This window comes from Pedobacter sp. WC2501, assembly GCF_052682415.1.
Map to the genome: position 1 here is coordinate 5487034 of NZ_JBQZFI010000001.1, position 16950 is coordinate 5503983.

The following is a 16950-nucleotide window of genomic DNA, read 5'->3' on the forward strand; positions in this document are numbered from 1 at the left end:
CGAAGTCGATTGCTTCTCTTAACTATAAAAAATTGTCTTCGACTACGCTCAGACTGACATACGAAATAAATTTTAGTTAATTTTAAGCAGGTTCTAAATTAACTTTTTTTGATAGCTATTCTAATGCCCCTCTGTATTTAACTTTTTTCCCTCAGCGATCACTGCCCTGTTTATTTCATTTACCCTCTTCGCATCCATTTTCTCAACCGCACGGTCGTAGGTCAGCAATCCATTAACCTCATGCTCCACATCGGTTGTCTGGGTATAAACGGCTACACTAAGACCTTTGTATTTCATCAGCTGTTCAACCTGGCTCATCAGCAGTACATACCTATCCGTCAACGCAGCACTTGTAGGTTCATAGGCATACGCATTGTTTTCTACAGGCCACATATGAGCCCTTACAAAAAGCCCCACACCGCCGAACTCCCCCAAAGATGCGGCCCTTTTATCGTCAGGTGTAGACGCGTCATAGGGGCCTATGTAAATATGCGTATCTACAAAGTCTCCATTACCCGGATCACCAGCCGCTTTCTGGTAGCCTGGATTGTTGTTAAACCCCGAATTGCCATTTACCAGTCTTGAGGAATCGTATTTTTTTACCCAGTCAGTTATTGCCGGTACATCGAAAGCACCCCAGTTCTCATTGAAGGGAACCCAGGCAATAATCGAGGGTGAGTTGTAATGTTCATCCATTACCGCTTTAAGTTCTTTGCGAAAAGCGGAGCGTACTTTTGCGGTATCCTCATTCTGGTACCAGATTGCCGGCATGTCCTGCCAAAGCAGAATACCCAGTTTATCAGCCCAAAAGTAAAAACGTTTTGGTTCGGTTTTCATATGTTTACGGATGAGGTTAAAGCCTGCCTTTTTGGTAAATTCTATATCAGATTTCAGCGCCTCCTCGGTAGGAGCAGTCAGAATTCCATCCGGCCAGTAGCCCTGGTCAAGTAGGCCAACCTGCATGATGAACTTTCCGTTCAGCAACGGACGCATGACACCCGACACCTTTCCCAGCCTGATATCGCGCATACCGAAATAGCTCTTCACCTCGTCAACAGTTTCACCGTTGTGGTCCTTGAGCGTGATTTTAAGATCATAAAGAAAAGGCTCATCAGGCGACCATAACTTTGGATTTTGGATAGGCAGATAAAAAGCCTTTCCGTTAGTTCCCTGCGCCTGCGAGACGACCTTATTGCCATCAAGTGCTACTGCGGATATGACAGAGGAACCTGCATCGACCGTTACCTTTAGCCTGCTGTTTTCCAGATCGGGCAATAGCTTGATATTTCTAATGTGGACTGCGCTCAATGGTTCAAGCCATACCCCCTGCCAGATGCCGGAGCTGAAGGTATAATCTCCCCGCGGTCCGTTCTTGCCCGAAGGCATCCTACCGTCATTTGAATCATAAGCGGCAACAATCAATTCATTACTTCCAGATTTTAGCAATGGGGTAATATCCAGCGAAAAGGCATCATAACCGCCCGAGTGAGATCCTGCCTTTTTTCCGTTAACGAAGATGGTCGCATCATGATCAACAGCCTCAAAATTGATTATGATATTTTTTCCTTTCCAGTTTTGGGGTATTTCGAAACGCCTGCGGTACCACATGTTAACCTCCTGCTTGCGCTCAATGCCCGAGATCACTGATTCTGGACAATATGGAACAAGGATTTGTTCAGATTTTCCGGCAAATGCAATCGGCATTTTCGGGTTGAGTGCATTCAGTTTATCTTTTCCGCCGACATAATCCCATTTACCGTTTAATGACTTCCATTCTCCACGTACCATCTGGGGCCGGGGATAATCTGGAAAAGGATTTTGGGCAACCATCGCCTCTTTAGTCCATTTGGTGGGTAGTTTTGCAGTCTGGGCGTAAACATTTCCACAATATACCTGCAACATTACTGAAAGGAATAGGATAGATAAACCTGTTTTTTTCATATTATCCGGAAGATTAAGGGTCTGTAGTTCGGGATACTAATATATCATTTTTAATCTAATAAATCGATTTATCAAATGCCTGGATCATTTTTTTTATACAGCTTATCTTTCATCCGGGGGAAGTTTATTCCATTTGACCACAATTGCGAAGTCCTAGACCTGGGCGTGCTGATACGACTGGAACAAGTGAAAACCATACCTGACCAAAAACGCTGAATATCTTCAGTTGACCGATTTCTGCAGAAATGCAGTCAATCAAAATAATGAAATACTTGGCCGAATATAAGTGGAAAGCGAGATGGAAAAGTTGTTGCTTTTAAATTTATCATTCCCTCTACAACAGTAGCATCAAATTTTACGGCACTATACGGAATATCTGAACTAAAGCCTCTGATATAAAGGTAGTGTAAAACTGAATGTTGATCCTTTTTCAATTTCAGTCTCAGCCCATATTTTTCCGCCATGTAACCTGACAATCTCTGAGGAAACATACAAACCTATACCAAAACCTGCAATAAGGTTATTGTTTGCTACCCGGTAAAAACGCTTAAAAATTTTAGGCAATTCCCCCTCTTTTATCCCAATGCCCTGATCGACGACACTCACCTTGATCTCTTTATCAGCAGAAAAACATGACACCTTGATAAGCGAACCGGGCTTGGAATATTTGACCGCATTACCAATAAGGTTTGCGATAACCTGTCCAACTTTTATGCGGTCTGCCTTGATCATCCGGCTTTCTACAGGGTTGAACAGAAAATTATGGGTAGTATACATCATTTGTGATTCTTCATCTGCTTCAGCCATCAGATCAGCGATATCAAAAAAGCTTTGTTCCAATATTATATCTGCCGATTCAAGTCGCGAGATTTCCAGGAACCCATTGATCATATCGGTCATACGCCTTGTCTGTTTAATTGACTGCGTTATTGCCCGCTGGCTTACCTTGTCCGGATTCTCTTTTGAATGCAACTCAAGAAGCTGAAGATAAGCTGAAAGTGAGGTCAACGGCGTTTTAAGCTCATGGCTAACCATACCCATAAAATCATTTTTGCGTATTTCTTCCATTTTTTGTGCAGTAACATCCATAATTACCCCTGTAAATACGGAGAATGTTCCAGATGGGTCTGCCATAACATTTCCAATTGCGCGGAGCCATCTCAATCTGTTGTCATGCAGTCCTGTAACTGGATAGGTCACATCATAGTCGCCATTATTATAAATAGCCTCTTCAAGTTTGGCCGATACAAAGTCACGGTATTCATCGGTTATCTGCGCTAGTGACTGCTCAATAGAGAGTTCCTCATGAGGAAGATATCCGAACAACTCTTTAAAACGGGCATCGGTTATGAATTCCCTGGTTTGAGAATAGATGTACCAGGTGCCAAAGTTGGCGGCTTCGATAGCCTGCCGCAAAGCAAGCTTTCCTTCCTCAATGGTCCGCTGGGCTGAAAGCAAATCCGTATTTGCTTTTGAAAGACTCTCATTTACCATTAAAAGTTCTTCATTAGCGACACTGAGTTCTTCATTTACCGCAGCAAACTCTTCATTCATCGCCTGTAGCTTTTCAGCTCCCGCTTTAAGTTTCTGCTCCCACTGATCACGCTCAGTAACATCCCTGGTTGTACCCGAAACGGCAATAACCTCACCCACATCATTAAAAACCGGATTCAGAATATAGTCATATAACCTCCTGCCCAAAGTTGCATGAGGAAAGGCAACTTCACCTCGTATCGGTTTCCCATCATTCCTGATTCTGTCTATCTCCCGCTCGTGCATGTCAGCATGCCAGGGTTCATAGCCATTATCAAGAAGTCCCTTTCCCACCGCCTCATCCCAAGTTTTGCCCCACATTTCAAGAAGGGCCTGGTTCACATAGGTAAAACGGTAATCCAGATCAAATACATACATCAGGTCTGGTGTTCCAGAGGTAATGGTTTCATAGGTACGCTTCTGCTGCTCAAGCACCTCCTTTGACGCTTTTAACGACTCTTCTGTTAGTTTTCGCTCTGTAATATCAGAGGCAAGCCCGAACCATTCTCTTATTTCCCCTTCCTTGTCAATGATCGGTACCGCACGGGAAAATGTCCATCCAACACTACCATCCGCCTTATTTACCCGGTGTTCCAGCTGGAAGATGCTTTTTGTGGCAATAGCTGATTCAATTGCAGCATTAATTTTGTCGAGGTCTTCAGGATAAACATTTTTAGATTTCCAGTCTGTGGTCGGCTCATTGGCATCAAGAAGAAAGCCCCGGCCGTCAAGCTTATACATGATGCTCCAGTCCGGGCTCAAGCTATAAACAACATCAGAAGTTGCAGTCAACAGTGCTCTGAAACGGTCCTCATTTGAGGCATGTAGATTGTGGTTGTGCGTTAATTCAGTCATACAATAGTTCAAGGATAACATTTGAAACCGAAAAACCAGCAATTTGTTTGAAATCAGGCTTAAATTCCTATCAGCAATGATGAAGCTGTCCTGCCAGTTCGACCAGGGCAATAAGTGCCCTGAAGCAGTTAAGTGATTGAACCAGCCAGAAAAAGGCTGATAAACAATATTCTTGCCAGCTGCAGAACTGGTGGAAAGATCAAGCGTAGTTATAAAACCAATTGAACATCCGCCAGACCATTGTTCGGGTCATGGCCAGACTTGAAAAAAATGAAGATAGATACGGATCTGTAAATCAAAATTAATATTGTAACCGAAAATACCTTTATGAAGGCTTCTGCGCAGTATATGGTCTATTTTTAATATCCTTTCTCTATAGAGCTTTAGTTTGTTTTTTTATGCCGGACGGCTTGAGGATCTGAGCGGCGTTGGCGCCAAGCTGAATGCGTTGAAATGGTCTTCGACTACGCTACTATTGAAAGAATATATCAGTACGGTCGTCATCCGATAGCTACCGGATCTTGCGCAGGCGGGAATCTTAAAGCGCTTGCATTACGATTATTCATAAGTTTCCCCTTATTTCAAAGGCATTCATGAGCACTCTGTGGTTCCCAATCAAGTTGGGAATGACGATTCTCGCAGCCTATAATCCGCTAAAAAATCTGTCATTCATATTGATTTTTAATAATAAATTATCACCTCAGGCTGACATACGAATTGGATTTTATTTAATTTTAAACAGGATCTATATTTCTGCACTAATATTTTCATTTCTAGGCTTTAGAAAATTCCCAGATCTATATTTTTTGATACCGCAGATGTTAAATTGCCTAACAATGCTATTTGACACTAATTTTCAGCTTTTGGGAAATGTTCCCTGATGAATTACCCAGTTGCAGGATAAAGTCTCCAGTTTCAATGTTCCAATCCTTTTTAACCTCATCATAGAAGGCGAGATCTGAAACTTTTACATCCATTTCAACAACTTTCGTTTCACCTGGCTGCAGGAATACTTTTTCAAAGGCTTTCAGCTCTTTTACCGGACGCGGAACACTACAGACAGAATCGTGTATATACAACTGGGCAACTTCAGCGCCGTAGCGTGCTCCTGTGTTCTTAACAGTAAATCTGACCCTAATGATATCGTCTTTGCTATAAACAGATTTATCAGCAGAAAGAGCGCTTAAATTAAAGCTGGTATAAGAAAGGCCATATCCGAAGGAGTATTGAGGTGTTATTTTTTTAGTATCAAACCAGCGGTATCCTACCAGGATATCTTCTTTGTAATATTGGTTAACACTATCTCCGGGATAGGAAATTTTACCGTAAAAATGTGCAGCGTTATCTTCCAGTTTTTTCGGAAATGAGAATGGCAGCTTACCAGAGGGATTTACCTCGCCCGAAATGATATCCGCTAATGCATTCCCGGCTTCTGAGCCAAGATACCACCCTTGCATAATAGCAGGCACTTTGTTTACCCAGGGCATTGACACTGCGTTACCACTAAGCAATACTACAGCTGTGTTTTTATTTACTTTCAATAAAGCATCAATCAGTTTATCCTGCCCAAAAGGCAGACTTAAAGATTTTCGGTCTCCGCCTTCGCAATCCTGAAAGTGGTTTTTATTCAACCCTCCGATAAAGAATACAACGTCAGCATGTTTAGCAACCTCCACAGCTGCATTGATCAAAGAGTCAGCATTTAGCCGGGATGGTTCTTCGCGACCGTATAGTGCAGGCCCGGAAGCATAACCAAGACTGTATATAATATGATCTTTCCCATATTTAGCGATCAATCTATCCAATGGCGATTTTTCATAAGCGACCTTAAGAGATGATGAGCCTCCACCGATGACTAAGCTACGGCCGGCATTTTCACCGATCACAGCGATCTTTTTGAATTTTTCAATTGGAACAGGAAAAAACTGTTTATCATTCTTTAAAAGCACAATACCTTCCTGAGCAATTTTACGCGCAGCCTCACTGTGTTCAGGAGAAACGAAACGGCCAAATGGCCGGTTGGCGCTCATGGTGGTTCGGAAAATCAAACGTAATATGCGGCGGGCTTTATCGTTGAGCAGCTCAAGATCATACTTCCCCTCTTTAATCCCTTTAAGAAAGGGATTGGCAAGATAGTATTCTGAATAGGGAAACTTTCCCTTCGTTGTTAAACCATCGGTGTAAGTGCCCATTTCGAGGTCCAGCCCGTTGTTAACGGCCTGATCGGTACTATGAACACCTCCCCAGTCGCTAATCACCACGCCATCGAATTTCCAATCGCTTTTTAGGATTTTGTTCAAAAGCAGGTCATTGTGGCAACAATGCTGGCCTCTAAACTGATTGTAAGCACCCATAATCGACCAAACTTTTGCTTCCTGCACTGCAGCCTTAAAAGCAGGCAGATAAATTTCATATAATGCGCGATCGCTCAGATCGACATTGATATGCCCACGCCATTCTTCCTGATTGTTCAGCGCAAAATGTTTTACGCATGCTGCTACTCCGACGGATTGAACACCCTGGATATAAGGCACTACCATACGTGAGCTGAGATAAGGATCTTCACCCAGATATTCAAAATTACGCCCGTTCAATGGTGTACGGTAAATATTTACTCCAGGCCCCAGCAACACTGTTTTATTGCGGTAACGGGCTTCTTCCCCAATCGATTTACCATACAGCATGGATAATTCAGGATTAAATGTAGCCGACAGACAGGTAAGCGCCGGAAAGGCCGTACAAGAATCGTTTGTCCAGCCCGCCCCACCCCATTCATCCCATAAAACTTCCTCACGGATTCCGTGGGGGCCGTCGTCGGTCCAAACTTCTGGGATTCCTAACCGGGGTACACCTTTTGAACTGAACTTAGACTGGGCATAACACAGTGACACTTTTTCTTCGGTGGTCATTGCTGAAAGTGCATTTTCAACCCGCTCTTCTATAGGTTTATTTACATCAAGGTAAACTGGTAGCTTTTGTTGCGCATTAACCATTAACCAGGCTGCTGTTGCTACTACAGTTAAAAATATCGATTTCATTAAATTATATTCTTTTGGGTTCAGTTTTTATTGCTTATTGATCAAATCTTATCAGAGTTTCACCACCGTTTTAGCACCATTGTATTGAACAACTTTAGCCTGTTCAGTAGTATTACCAATGGCGACTATCCGAAAAATCCGCTTGCTTAACATTCCTTCGTAACTACCCTCACGATTGCCTATTGTAAGTGTGCCATTCGCGTGGTTATATTCAAAATTGATCGTTGAAAATGCTCCCTTTTCGTAATTATAGTTGGTTCCCTCATCTTCGTATAAACTGAATTTGCCATTTTTACCTTTGTAAACCCTGATCTCAATATCTTCAGCTTTCTTTTCTGAAGTATATTGCATCACATCACCTACAGGTAAAATAGTACCTGCAGGAACAAAAAGAGGAATACGTTCAAGTGGCGCTTCTATATTCAATTTTTGTCCGCCTTCAATCTGCTTCCCTGTATAGAAATCATACCACCTGTTCCCTGATGGGAAATAAACTTCGCGGCTACGTGCTTTGTAACTATAAACCGGGCAAACCATCAATGCTGAGCCCAAAAGAAACTGGTCGCTCACACCGTAAGTTTGTTTATCGGCCGTATAATCCATTGCGAGCGATCTCATCAGTGTATAATCCTTATGATATGCCATTCCTGTCAACGAATAGATGTAAGGCATTAAGCGGTAGCGGAGCTGATCGTAATAAACCAGGCTTTTGTAAACCGGATGGCCTTCTGGTGCAAGGTTGTAGATTTCGCGGTAAGGAAACTGGCCGTGACTGCGGAACAGGGGACAGAATGCGCCAAACTGAAACCAGCGTAAATTTAATTCACGCCATTCTTTCAGGTCCGCATTCTCATTGCCTGTCTTATCAAAAACAAGCTGGCTATCTCCATAACGTTTCTCCACGCAGAAGCCGCCAATATCCATTGTCCATAACGGAATACCCGACATTGCAAAGTTAAGGCCTGCCGGGATCTGCGCTTTCAGGTCTTCCCACCTTGATGCGATATCGCCACTCCAGGTAGCGGTAGAATACCTTTGTAAACCTGCAAAACCAGATCGCGTTAACAGAAACACCCGCTTGTTATTATCCGTTTCACGCTGCCCGTTATAAATAGCATTGGCATTCATTAACGCATAGGCATTAAAATATTTTGTAGAAGAACCAAGAGCAGTAGGCCCACAGAGTTTCTTGCGGTAGTCCATATTGGTACAATCACGAATGTTGGGCTCAGAAGCATCCATCCACCAGGCATCAAAGCCCTTTACATACAGGTTTTCTTTCATCTGTTTCCAAAAAAGTTTTTGTGCATCGGGGCTATAGGCATCGTAGAAAGACCCTACATACCCTGGACCGATCCAATCGCGGACGCTATCCTGTACCGCCTGCATATACATCCATCCTTTTTGGCTAAATTGTTTAAAATGATCTGTTGTGGCATAGAATTTTGGCCATACCGATATCATAATATTTGCATTCTCCTTGTGCACTGAATCTACCATTCCTTTGGCATCAGGAAACCGTTTCAAGTCAAACTGATGGCTCCCCCAGGCATTTTCAGGCCAATAATTCCAATCAAGCACAATATTATCAAGTGGAATCTTACGTTTGCGGTATTCACTTACCACATTTAATAGCTCATCCTGGGTTTTGTAGCGCTCACGGCTCTGCCAAAAACCCATTGCCCATTTGGGCATAATGCTCGCCTTGCCGGTTAGTGTGCGGTAACCACTGATTACCTCGTCCATGTTTTTGCCGGCCACGAAATAATAATCCATCTTATCGCCCATTTCTGACCAAAAGGATATATTGCCATTTTTTTCTATCGGAGATGAAGAAAGTGCTTTAAGGCCAACGTAGGAAACACCTCCATCAGGTTTCCATTCCAGTCGTATTTTGGTGCGTTTCCCTTTTGTCAACGGAAAGGAAAATCTGTAGGTGTTCGGATTCCATGAAGTTCTCCAACGCTCTGGCACCACCAATTTTCCATCAAGCCATACTTTGGTGTAACCTGCATAATAAAGGCTAAATTTGTAAATATCGGTTTGATTGGCAAGAATTTCTCCTTCCCAGACTACAGAACCATTGTTAAAATTAAAATCTACAGGAAATTTCTTCACAGTGGTGAGGTTTTCATAATCGATCGCCGATTCCTGGCGGATAATGGGCGCGCTATTTTTTTGACTGTAAGTGGCCGTAAGAAAACCCTTTTCGCCCTTCTTATCAAATAAAACAAACTGGTTCAGGTCTTTATAATCCCTCGGATCTCCGTATTTGCTCTGCGAATAATTATCCCAAAGTACACCATAGTTATTTGTAGACATGATGAATGGCACAGAAACTTTTGTGTTATACTGGAAAAGGTCTTCGCTTTTATGTTTATAGTTAAAATCGTCAGACTGGTGCTGCCCAAGCCCATAGATGGCCTCTCCCGGAGTACCCGAAAAGACCTGTTGCATGGTATATCCTTTATCGTTTTCGACATTAATAGGGCTAAAGCTTCTTTTTGCCTCCTGTAGTACTACTTTTCCAAATTTATCAGTAAAAGTAACCTTACCTGTAACAAGGGAAACCTTTACCGTAAGTTCCTGAGTAGAGAGTTGGGCAAATTCTGCATTTCCTTTTACTTTGAAAGGTACTGTCGGCGTTAATCCGGCTAATACGCAAAGGCTTGCAACCTGGGGAATAGTGCTCTCGGGTGAAGCCTGTACCCTAATAACACGGCTGTTGATTACAGTTATTTCAATAGTTTTGGCTGCGCCACCCTTTGGACAAACCCTCATTCCGTTACTGAGCGTTTCAAGAGTCCCTGCAGCAAGAAGTTTACCTGCGACAAGCAACAAAAAAATAAAAAAAGAGAATCGTCTCATAAAGGAATAAAATATTAAATGGTTAGAATATGTTTGTGTGGGTGTTATGATGCAAAACTACAATGCCCAATGCCTGCCAAAGAGCAGTAATGTTAAATTAGTAAGAAGAAATGTTAACATGGAAACGTTCTGCACCACGTTTTTCATTAGAAAAAGCTGCACTACAAGCAATTCAGGCAAATAGCTCAAGTATATAGGCACAGGATTTAATTTGGTTAAACAGAAAAAGTAAATAGCTGTTTTTAACTCAAATTTCTTTTTTCAGCCCGATATTCCGAAGGAAGTAAATGGTATTTTTCCCTGAATGCTTTTGCAAAATAGTTAGGGGTGCTAAAACCGACCTTATAACATATTTCAGAAATGGTTTCACTGCTTTTTTCGAGTAAAACTGCGGCCTTCTCAAGCTTAACAGACCTGATAAAATCAATAGGGGTTTTACCGGTAACCCGCAAACACTTTCTATATAGCGATACCCTGCTCATCGCCATGTGGCTGCTCAGATCTTCTACAGATAGCTGATAATTCTGGAGGTTATCTTCAATGTAAAGCAAAGCGGTGTTAAGGAATTTTACATCATCAGATTCGATTTCCATTTCCGGAGATGCCATGCTCACCTGTCTGGAATAAGTTTTTTTAAAGGTTTGATTTAACGTGAGCAGGTTTTTAATTTTTGAATGCAAAATTTCGAAATTAAAGGGCTTGGTCATGTAATCGTTCGCGCCGGTCTCCAGCCCCTTTATCTGCTCTTCTTCTGCTGTTAACGCGGTTAACAGGATAATCGGTATATGCTTTGTCCGTTCGTCTGATTTGAGTTTGATACAAAGTTCTTTACCGTTCATTTTCGGCATACTAATATCTGAAACAATCAGATCCGGATGCAGTGCAAGCGCCCTTTGCCATCCTTCCTTGCCGTTTGTGGCCTCAATAATGTTATAAAAAAGGCCAAGGTTATCTTTAAGGTAGAACCTAAAATCCTCGTTATCCTCCACAAGCAGGATAATCGGGGCTTTTTTAATGGGCAAGCGTTTGTCGATGGATTCTTTCTTCTCATCAGAACCATCATGTTCAGGATCCGGCATAGGATTATTTTGGAAACTGTCTTTTTCTTTCCCTGCCGGGTCAACGGGTATCAGATTCAGCGTTACGGTAAAGATGCTTCCAAAATCAAGCTCACTTTCCACCTTTATTTCTCCGCCAAGCATTTTCACAAACTCCTTTGTTATGGAAAGTCCTATCCCTGAGCCCTGGTTAAGGATAGCGGAGGAATTTTCATGCTGAAAAAAGCGCTCAAAAATCTTTTCCAATCTGTCTTTCGGAATACCTATCCCCGAGTCGGTCACCTTTAACTCCAGCCAAACGCTGTCGTCTGTTGTTTGAACATCCAGTTTTTGCAGTTCAACGCTTACTGTTCCTCCTGAGGTGGTAAATTTAAATGCATTGGAAAGTAAATTAAACAGGATCCGCTCCACCTTATCCTGATCATAGGCCACCTGTAAATTTTTGATATCGCTTTTAAAGGTAAGTTTAATCTGTTTTCGTTCTGCCAGGTCATAAAAAGAATCTGTTGCCTCTTTAATGAAGGAAACAATTTCACCTTCGCTATTATTCAACCGCAGTTCCTGCTCTTCCATTTTACGGAAATCGAGCAGCTGGTTTACCAGATTCAGTAACCGCCGTGCATTTCTTTTGATCATGGCGAGTTGACCGTATCGCCCATTCTCTTTGGATTCGGCCAAAAGTTTATCTACCGGAGCCAGGATCAGGGAAATAGGCGTCCTGAATTCATGGCTCAGGTTAGTTAAAAATTTAATTTTTAGCAGATCAAGTTCCCTAAGTCTGTCAGATTCTTTACGGTCTTGCTCGCGTAACTGCCAGGCCTGGGCCCTTTCCTGTACCAGGGCAAACTCCCGTTTTAATTTATTGATCCCTCTTTTCCGGATAAACAACAATAGGCTGCCCACTGCCAAAGCATACACAACATACGCCCACGTTGTACGCCAGAACGGCGGCAAAATGGTGATTTTTAATTGCGACTCGGCTAAGAGGGCAGAGTCGTTTTCATTAAAGGCCTTTACATGGAGCGTGTATTCTCCGGGGTCGAGATTTGTGAAAGTTGCTTTTCGTGTTTCTGAGGGAACCGGAAGCCAGCGTTTATCGAATCCTTCCAGGCTGTACTTGTAGATTACCCTTCGGGGATTGAAATAGTTAAGCAATGCAAACTGCACAGAAAAAATATTCTCTTTATAGGTAAGCGTTAAGTTCTTCAGTTCAGTTATGGTTTGGGGCAGAATAATATGCCCGTTTATCCTTTCGCCAACCTTTACTTTGTGGTAGAACATTTCCAAATCTGTCATAACCAACACAGATGGAAACTGCATATTTCTGATCTGCCCAGCCCTGAAAATATTGAATCCGTTCGGTCCCCCAAAAATCAGTTCGCCGGATTTTGTACGACCTACGGCATTGATATTGAACTGTATATTCTTCAGCCCGTCTGATTTATTGTATTTACTATACCTGAATTTATAGGTTTTTCCCTGGGCAATTACAGCAATTTTATAAAGCCCTTTAAGGGAACTGTACCAGATATTGTGTTCCTCATCTTGAGTAAGTGAAAGCACCGTATTTTCGGGCAAACCTACTTCTTCGCTTAAATTAGTAAATTTTCCGGTTGCCGGATGGTATATACTTAGCCCTTCCCTTGTGCCTATCCAGATCCATCCCCTGCTATCTTCTGTGATTGAATTAACAACACCCTGTATCAGCGAGTTGGCATCCCCGACGTTATTTTTCAAATAGCGAAACTTAGCAGTTTTTGCATCCAGAATACTCACTCCATCAGTAGTGCCTATCAAGATGTTTTTGTTTCTATCTTCGTACAAACAAGTAACCACATAGGCATTCAAGGTGTTTTTAATAGCAGGATTGAAATGCTTAAATTTTCCTGTATTCCGGTCAAATAGGTCCAGCCCCCCGTTTAAGGTCCCCACCCAAAGCCTGTTGGAAGAGTCTTCCAGCAAAGCATAAATCCGGTTATCTGAAATACTGGCGGGATCAGCGGTATGCTTAAAATTTGTGAACTTCTGTCCGTCAAAAGAATCAAGCCCACCCAGATAGGTACCGATCCATAAAACACCTGAATGATCTATCGCAATGCTGATTACAATGTCACTGCTTAAAGAATTTCTGCTCGCAGGATTATTACGGTACCTTTTTATTTGACCTGTACTTCTGTTTAAATACAAAAGGCCTTCCCCGTTTGTTCCTATCCAAAGATTTCCTTTACTGTCCTCCGCAAATGAATTAACATCTTCATTTAGCGCATTTTTACCTGTAAGATGCTGATTTAAGGGAAATTTATAAACGCTTGTATGGTAATAACAGATGCCTTTCTTATAGGTTCCGGCCCAGACTATTCCGTTATTGTCCTTATATAATGCCCCTATACTATTGTCACTTAACCCCCTCAAATCATCTTCTTTGCTTAAAATATAGGTAAACCGTTGGGTACGCTTGTCTAAAATATTGATTCCTCCATGATCGGTACCTATCCAGATATTTCCATCGTCGCCCTCAATTACCCTGCTTACATTATTTGAACTTAATCCCGAATGATCCTGCCTTTTATCAAAATAAGTGAAATTGCCGGTTAAAACGTTGAGGTAATACAATCCAAATGGATTACCCCTGCTATAAATAAAAATATTGCCATCTGAATCCCGGTTGAGATTGAAGGAATTTACCTGCCTGCCAAAACGTTTGTTTATGGTGAAGTACCTATTTGTTACCTGATGTTCTTTTAAGTTAAATTTATCTAGTACACCATTGGTATAGATAACCCATAAACCCCCTCTTTCGTCATCAATGAAATCGCTTATCTGGTCGGCATATAGAGAATTGGCTTTACCATTCAGATGTCCGTATCTGATGGTTTCATTGGTTTTAGGGTCATAGCCAAAAACACCCTGATTTTCGATCTGGAAATAGAGCTTACCTTTGCTGTTCGTTTTTATTGCCTTGAGGTATCCACCGGGAAGTTTATATTTTTTAAAGTGTTTATCCTGAAACTGTTCAAACTTCTCGGTTAAGGGGCTGAAAATACTGAAACCACTACCAGAGGCAATCCACAGCTTTTTCTCTGACCCCTCAAATATATCCGTAATATAACCGCTGGGCAGGCTTGAGCTGTCTTTAGCACTGTGTTTAAATGTCTTGAATTCGTACCCGTCATAACGGTTAAGGCCGGCCATTGTGCCAAACCACATAAAACCTTTACTATCTTTAAATATCGCATTCACCTGATTGTCCGATAATCCGTTGGAAATATCAAGTTTGGAAAACTGATATACATTTTCCTGTGCAAAAAGGGGAATATATAGGCTGATTGCGCAGATAAAAGCTAAAAACCGGAACATATATTTAATTATGCGATTATTTTTCGGGAATTGCTTAATTGATTAAGCCTTCCCTAAAAGTTTATAGTTGGTTGGTTGATATTAGTATAGCTAATCTACAGTTAAATCCTGAGATCTTTTAGGCAAAAAATACAATGGCTTGAAATGCCAAGCTGGCACTTATAAAGGTTTTATAGGGCTGTAGGGATAGATGGTTCGACGTTTACTCATTCCAGACCAGCACTCCTGCAGGCTTTAGTGTTTTTTCTCCAATTAAAATCTTTGAATTTTTCGGAATATCCATCATATAATCACTGGAAGAGTAATTTACAGCCATATAAAACCCGTCTCTCCAATAAACATAAATACCCGGCGGATAATTTTCAGTGGTTGCTCCTGCTCTGGTGTAAGTGTTGCGTAACAAATCTTTTTCCAGCTTCAAATCGTCTGTTGCTACACCTATGTAGGTTACAGATCCTTTGCCAATCTCGTGTTTAACAGCAGCAGCCTTTCCTTTATAAAACTGGTTTTCATATCTTGCAAGGACATCGGTAGTTTGATCAGGCTGCAACAGATCACCCCATTTATTCCATTTGTAGTGTTCTGAACCCATCAGGATGTCCCCTTTCGCATAAGCTGAAAGCATATCGGTTGCCGTAATCTGCGCGCCGATCAGGCCCGAAATTGGCGCTGCCAGTTGAGCCTCCCAGAAATGTCCCATGCGGTTTTTGGTTGCTGTACGGCAGGTAATAATCAAATGTCCGCCATGGGTTACATAATCATTCCATTTCTTTACCAAAGCCGAGTCTGCCATTTCGTAAGCAGGAACAATAACCACCTTATATTTCGAGAGATCAGCAGTTTCTGGCACTACATCAACAGGTGCCCCCAAAGATTTTGCCATTTCCAGAAACTTAACAGGATAGTTCCATGTGTCCCACTGATTGGTCTGTTTTTGCCTGTCAATGCTCCAGTAATTTTCCAGGTTCCAGAGGATAGCTGTTGAACGCGCCGCCAGTTTTCCGGGCAATTGAGCGCCAGGCCTATACAGTTTGCGCAGTTCTTTTATTTCTTTCATAAACTGGATGTACTCTTCACCACCGGGCGAAGGTGTTACGCCATCCGTTTGTATAACACCAGAATGGTATTGTTCGGCACTGTATAAAATCTGCCTGAACCGGTACGAACAGGCCAGTTTTCCGCCTGCTGCAAAAGTATGGTACAACCACATGCGCACTGTTCCGGGCAAAAGAAGCGGGTTATAGCTTCCCCAGTTTACAGGGCCGGGCTGAATTTCCATCACGCCTGATATAACTCCCACCTGCTTATAATACGCTGATGCGAAAAGGATGACCCTACTGTCACCTAATCTGAATCCTAGTTCGCCGATGTTATCGCCACCACCATTAGGGTAAGCGGTATAGGCCGCAAAATCGAGTTTTTTAGTCCTTGAAGGATCAGAACCTGTAGAAACTGCAGTATAGTTGGTGGTAATATATTGATGCTTCGAAATGTGGTTACGCAGGGTGTTGGCCTGGAAATCGAGAAATTCTGCCTGGGCATCTGCACAATAGCGCTTAAAATCGAGCAAGGCATGTGGATTATTACCCCACCAGCCCACCAGATTGGTATTATGGATCATCACCTGGTCGAAATTATTATACCACTGGCTCCAGAAAGCGGTGCCCCAGGCATCATTTAAAGCATCGATGGTTTTGTACCTGCTTTTTAGCCATAGCCTGAAAGCCTCCTGCGAAGACACGCTATAATCGGGTTTGGCGTCGGGTTCATTATCCAGCTGCCATCCGGTCACATTCTTGTTCTGTCCGTAGCGCCTGGCCATCTCCTTTACAATTTTTTCGACAAACAACCGGTATTTCGGGTTAACTATCGAAGCTAGGCCACGCGTTCCATGTTCGGCACGGAGATAATGCCCGTCCATGATAAAGGTTTCGGGGTAATTCGCCCGCATCCATGCCGGTGTGGTTGCCGAGGGCGTACACATGATCACCTTAAGCTTATATTTTGCACATAAATCCACCACGTTATCGAGCCAGGTAAAATCAAACTTTCCTTCTTCTGGTTCCGTTTTAAACCAGGCAAATTCTGCAAGGTGAACAAACTCGTAACCCATATCCGAAATCTTCTTGATATCCCGCTCCCATTGGCTTTCTTTCCAATGTTCCGGATAATAGTATATTCCTGTTGTAATCAGGTCTTTTTCCGGGAAAAACCGGTTAACTTCCTGCGATTTTACATTTAATACCGAAATGAGTATTGTTAGTATGATTAGTGGTATAGTTTTTTTTAACATAAGAACT

General features: G+C 42.3%; 6 protein-coding genes. All 6 read right to left on the bottom strand.

From position 1 onward, the window contains the following. Positions 1-120: 120 nt before the first annotated feature. The 6 genes from ACUN24_RS23035 to ACUN24_RS23060 all read right to left on the bottom strand — a co-directional run bounded on the left by ACUN24_RS23035 (position 121) and on the right by ACUN24_RS23060 (position 16943). Entirely contained in the window at positions 121-1941 is a 1821-nt protein-coding gene (locus tag ACUN24_RS23035) for a glycoside hydrolase family 2 protein (RefSeq protein ID WP_445564642.1), read from the bottom strand. 381 nt (positions 1942-2322) lie between these two features. Continuing rightward, positions 2323-4329 carry a PAS domain S-box protein gene (locus ACUN24_RS23040; RefSeq protein WP_445564643.1) on the bottom strand — a complete coding sequence of 669 codons (2007 nt, stop codon included), beginning with the start codon at positions 4327-4329 and terminating at the stop codon, positions 2323-2325. Positions 4330-5168: 839 nt separating this feature from the next. Beyond that, positions 5169-7367 carry a beta-glucosidase gene (locus tag ACUN24_RS23045; RefSeq protein ID WP_445564644.1) on the bottom strand — a complete coding sequence of 733 codons (2199 nt, stop codon included), beginning with the start codon at positions 7365-7367 and terminating at the stop codon, positions 5169-5171. A gap of 51 nt (positions 7368-7418) precedes the next feature. Further along, entirely contained in the window at positions 7419-10235 is a 2817-nt protein-coding gene (locus ACUN24_RS23050; protein WP_445564645.1) for a TIM-barrel domain-containing protein, read from the bottom strand. Positions 10236-10477: 242 nt separating this feature from the next. Further along, positions 10478-14650, bottom strand: a complete 4173-nt coding sequence (locus ACUN24_RS23055; RefSeq protein WP_445564646.1) for a two-component regulator propeller domain-containing protein — start codon at positions 14648-14650, stop codon at positions 10478-10480. A gap of 202 nt (positions 14651-14852) precedes the next feature. Then, entirely contained in the window at positions 14853-16943 is a 2091-nt protein-coding gene (locus ACUN24_RS23060; protein WP_445564647.1) for a beta-galactosidase, read from the bottom strand. Positions 16944-16950 lie beyond the last annotated feature (7 nt).

Bases quoted from the DNA above. Each gene is read 5' to 3' on its own strand.
- ACUN24_RS23035 (WP_445564642.1), bottom strand. From the start codon at position 1,941: ATGAAAAAAACAGGTTTATCTATCCTATTCCTTTCAGTAATGTTGCAG.
- ACUN24_RS23040 (WP_445564643.1), bottom strand. From the start codon at position 4,329: ATGACTGAATTAACGCACAACCACAATCTACATGCCTCAAATGAGGAC.
- ACUN24_RS23045 (WP_445564644.1), bottom strand. From the start codon at position 7,367: ATGAAATCGATATTTTTAACTGTAGTAGCAACAGCAGCCTGGTTAATG.
- ACUN24_RS23050 (WP_445564645.1), bottom strand. From the start codon at position 10,235: ATGAGACGATTCTCTTTTTTTATTTTTTTGTTGCTTGTCGCAGGTAAA.
- ACUN24_RS23055 (WP_445564646.1), bottom strand. From the start codon at position 14,650: ATGTTCCGGTTTTTAGCTTTTATCTGCGCAATCAGCCTATATATTCCC.
- ACUN24_RS23060 (WP_445564647.1), bottom strand. From the start codon at position 16,943: ATGTTAAAAAAAACTATACCACTAATCATACTAACAATACTCATTTCG.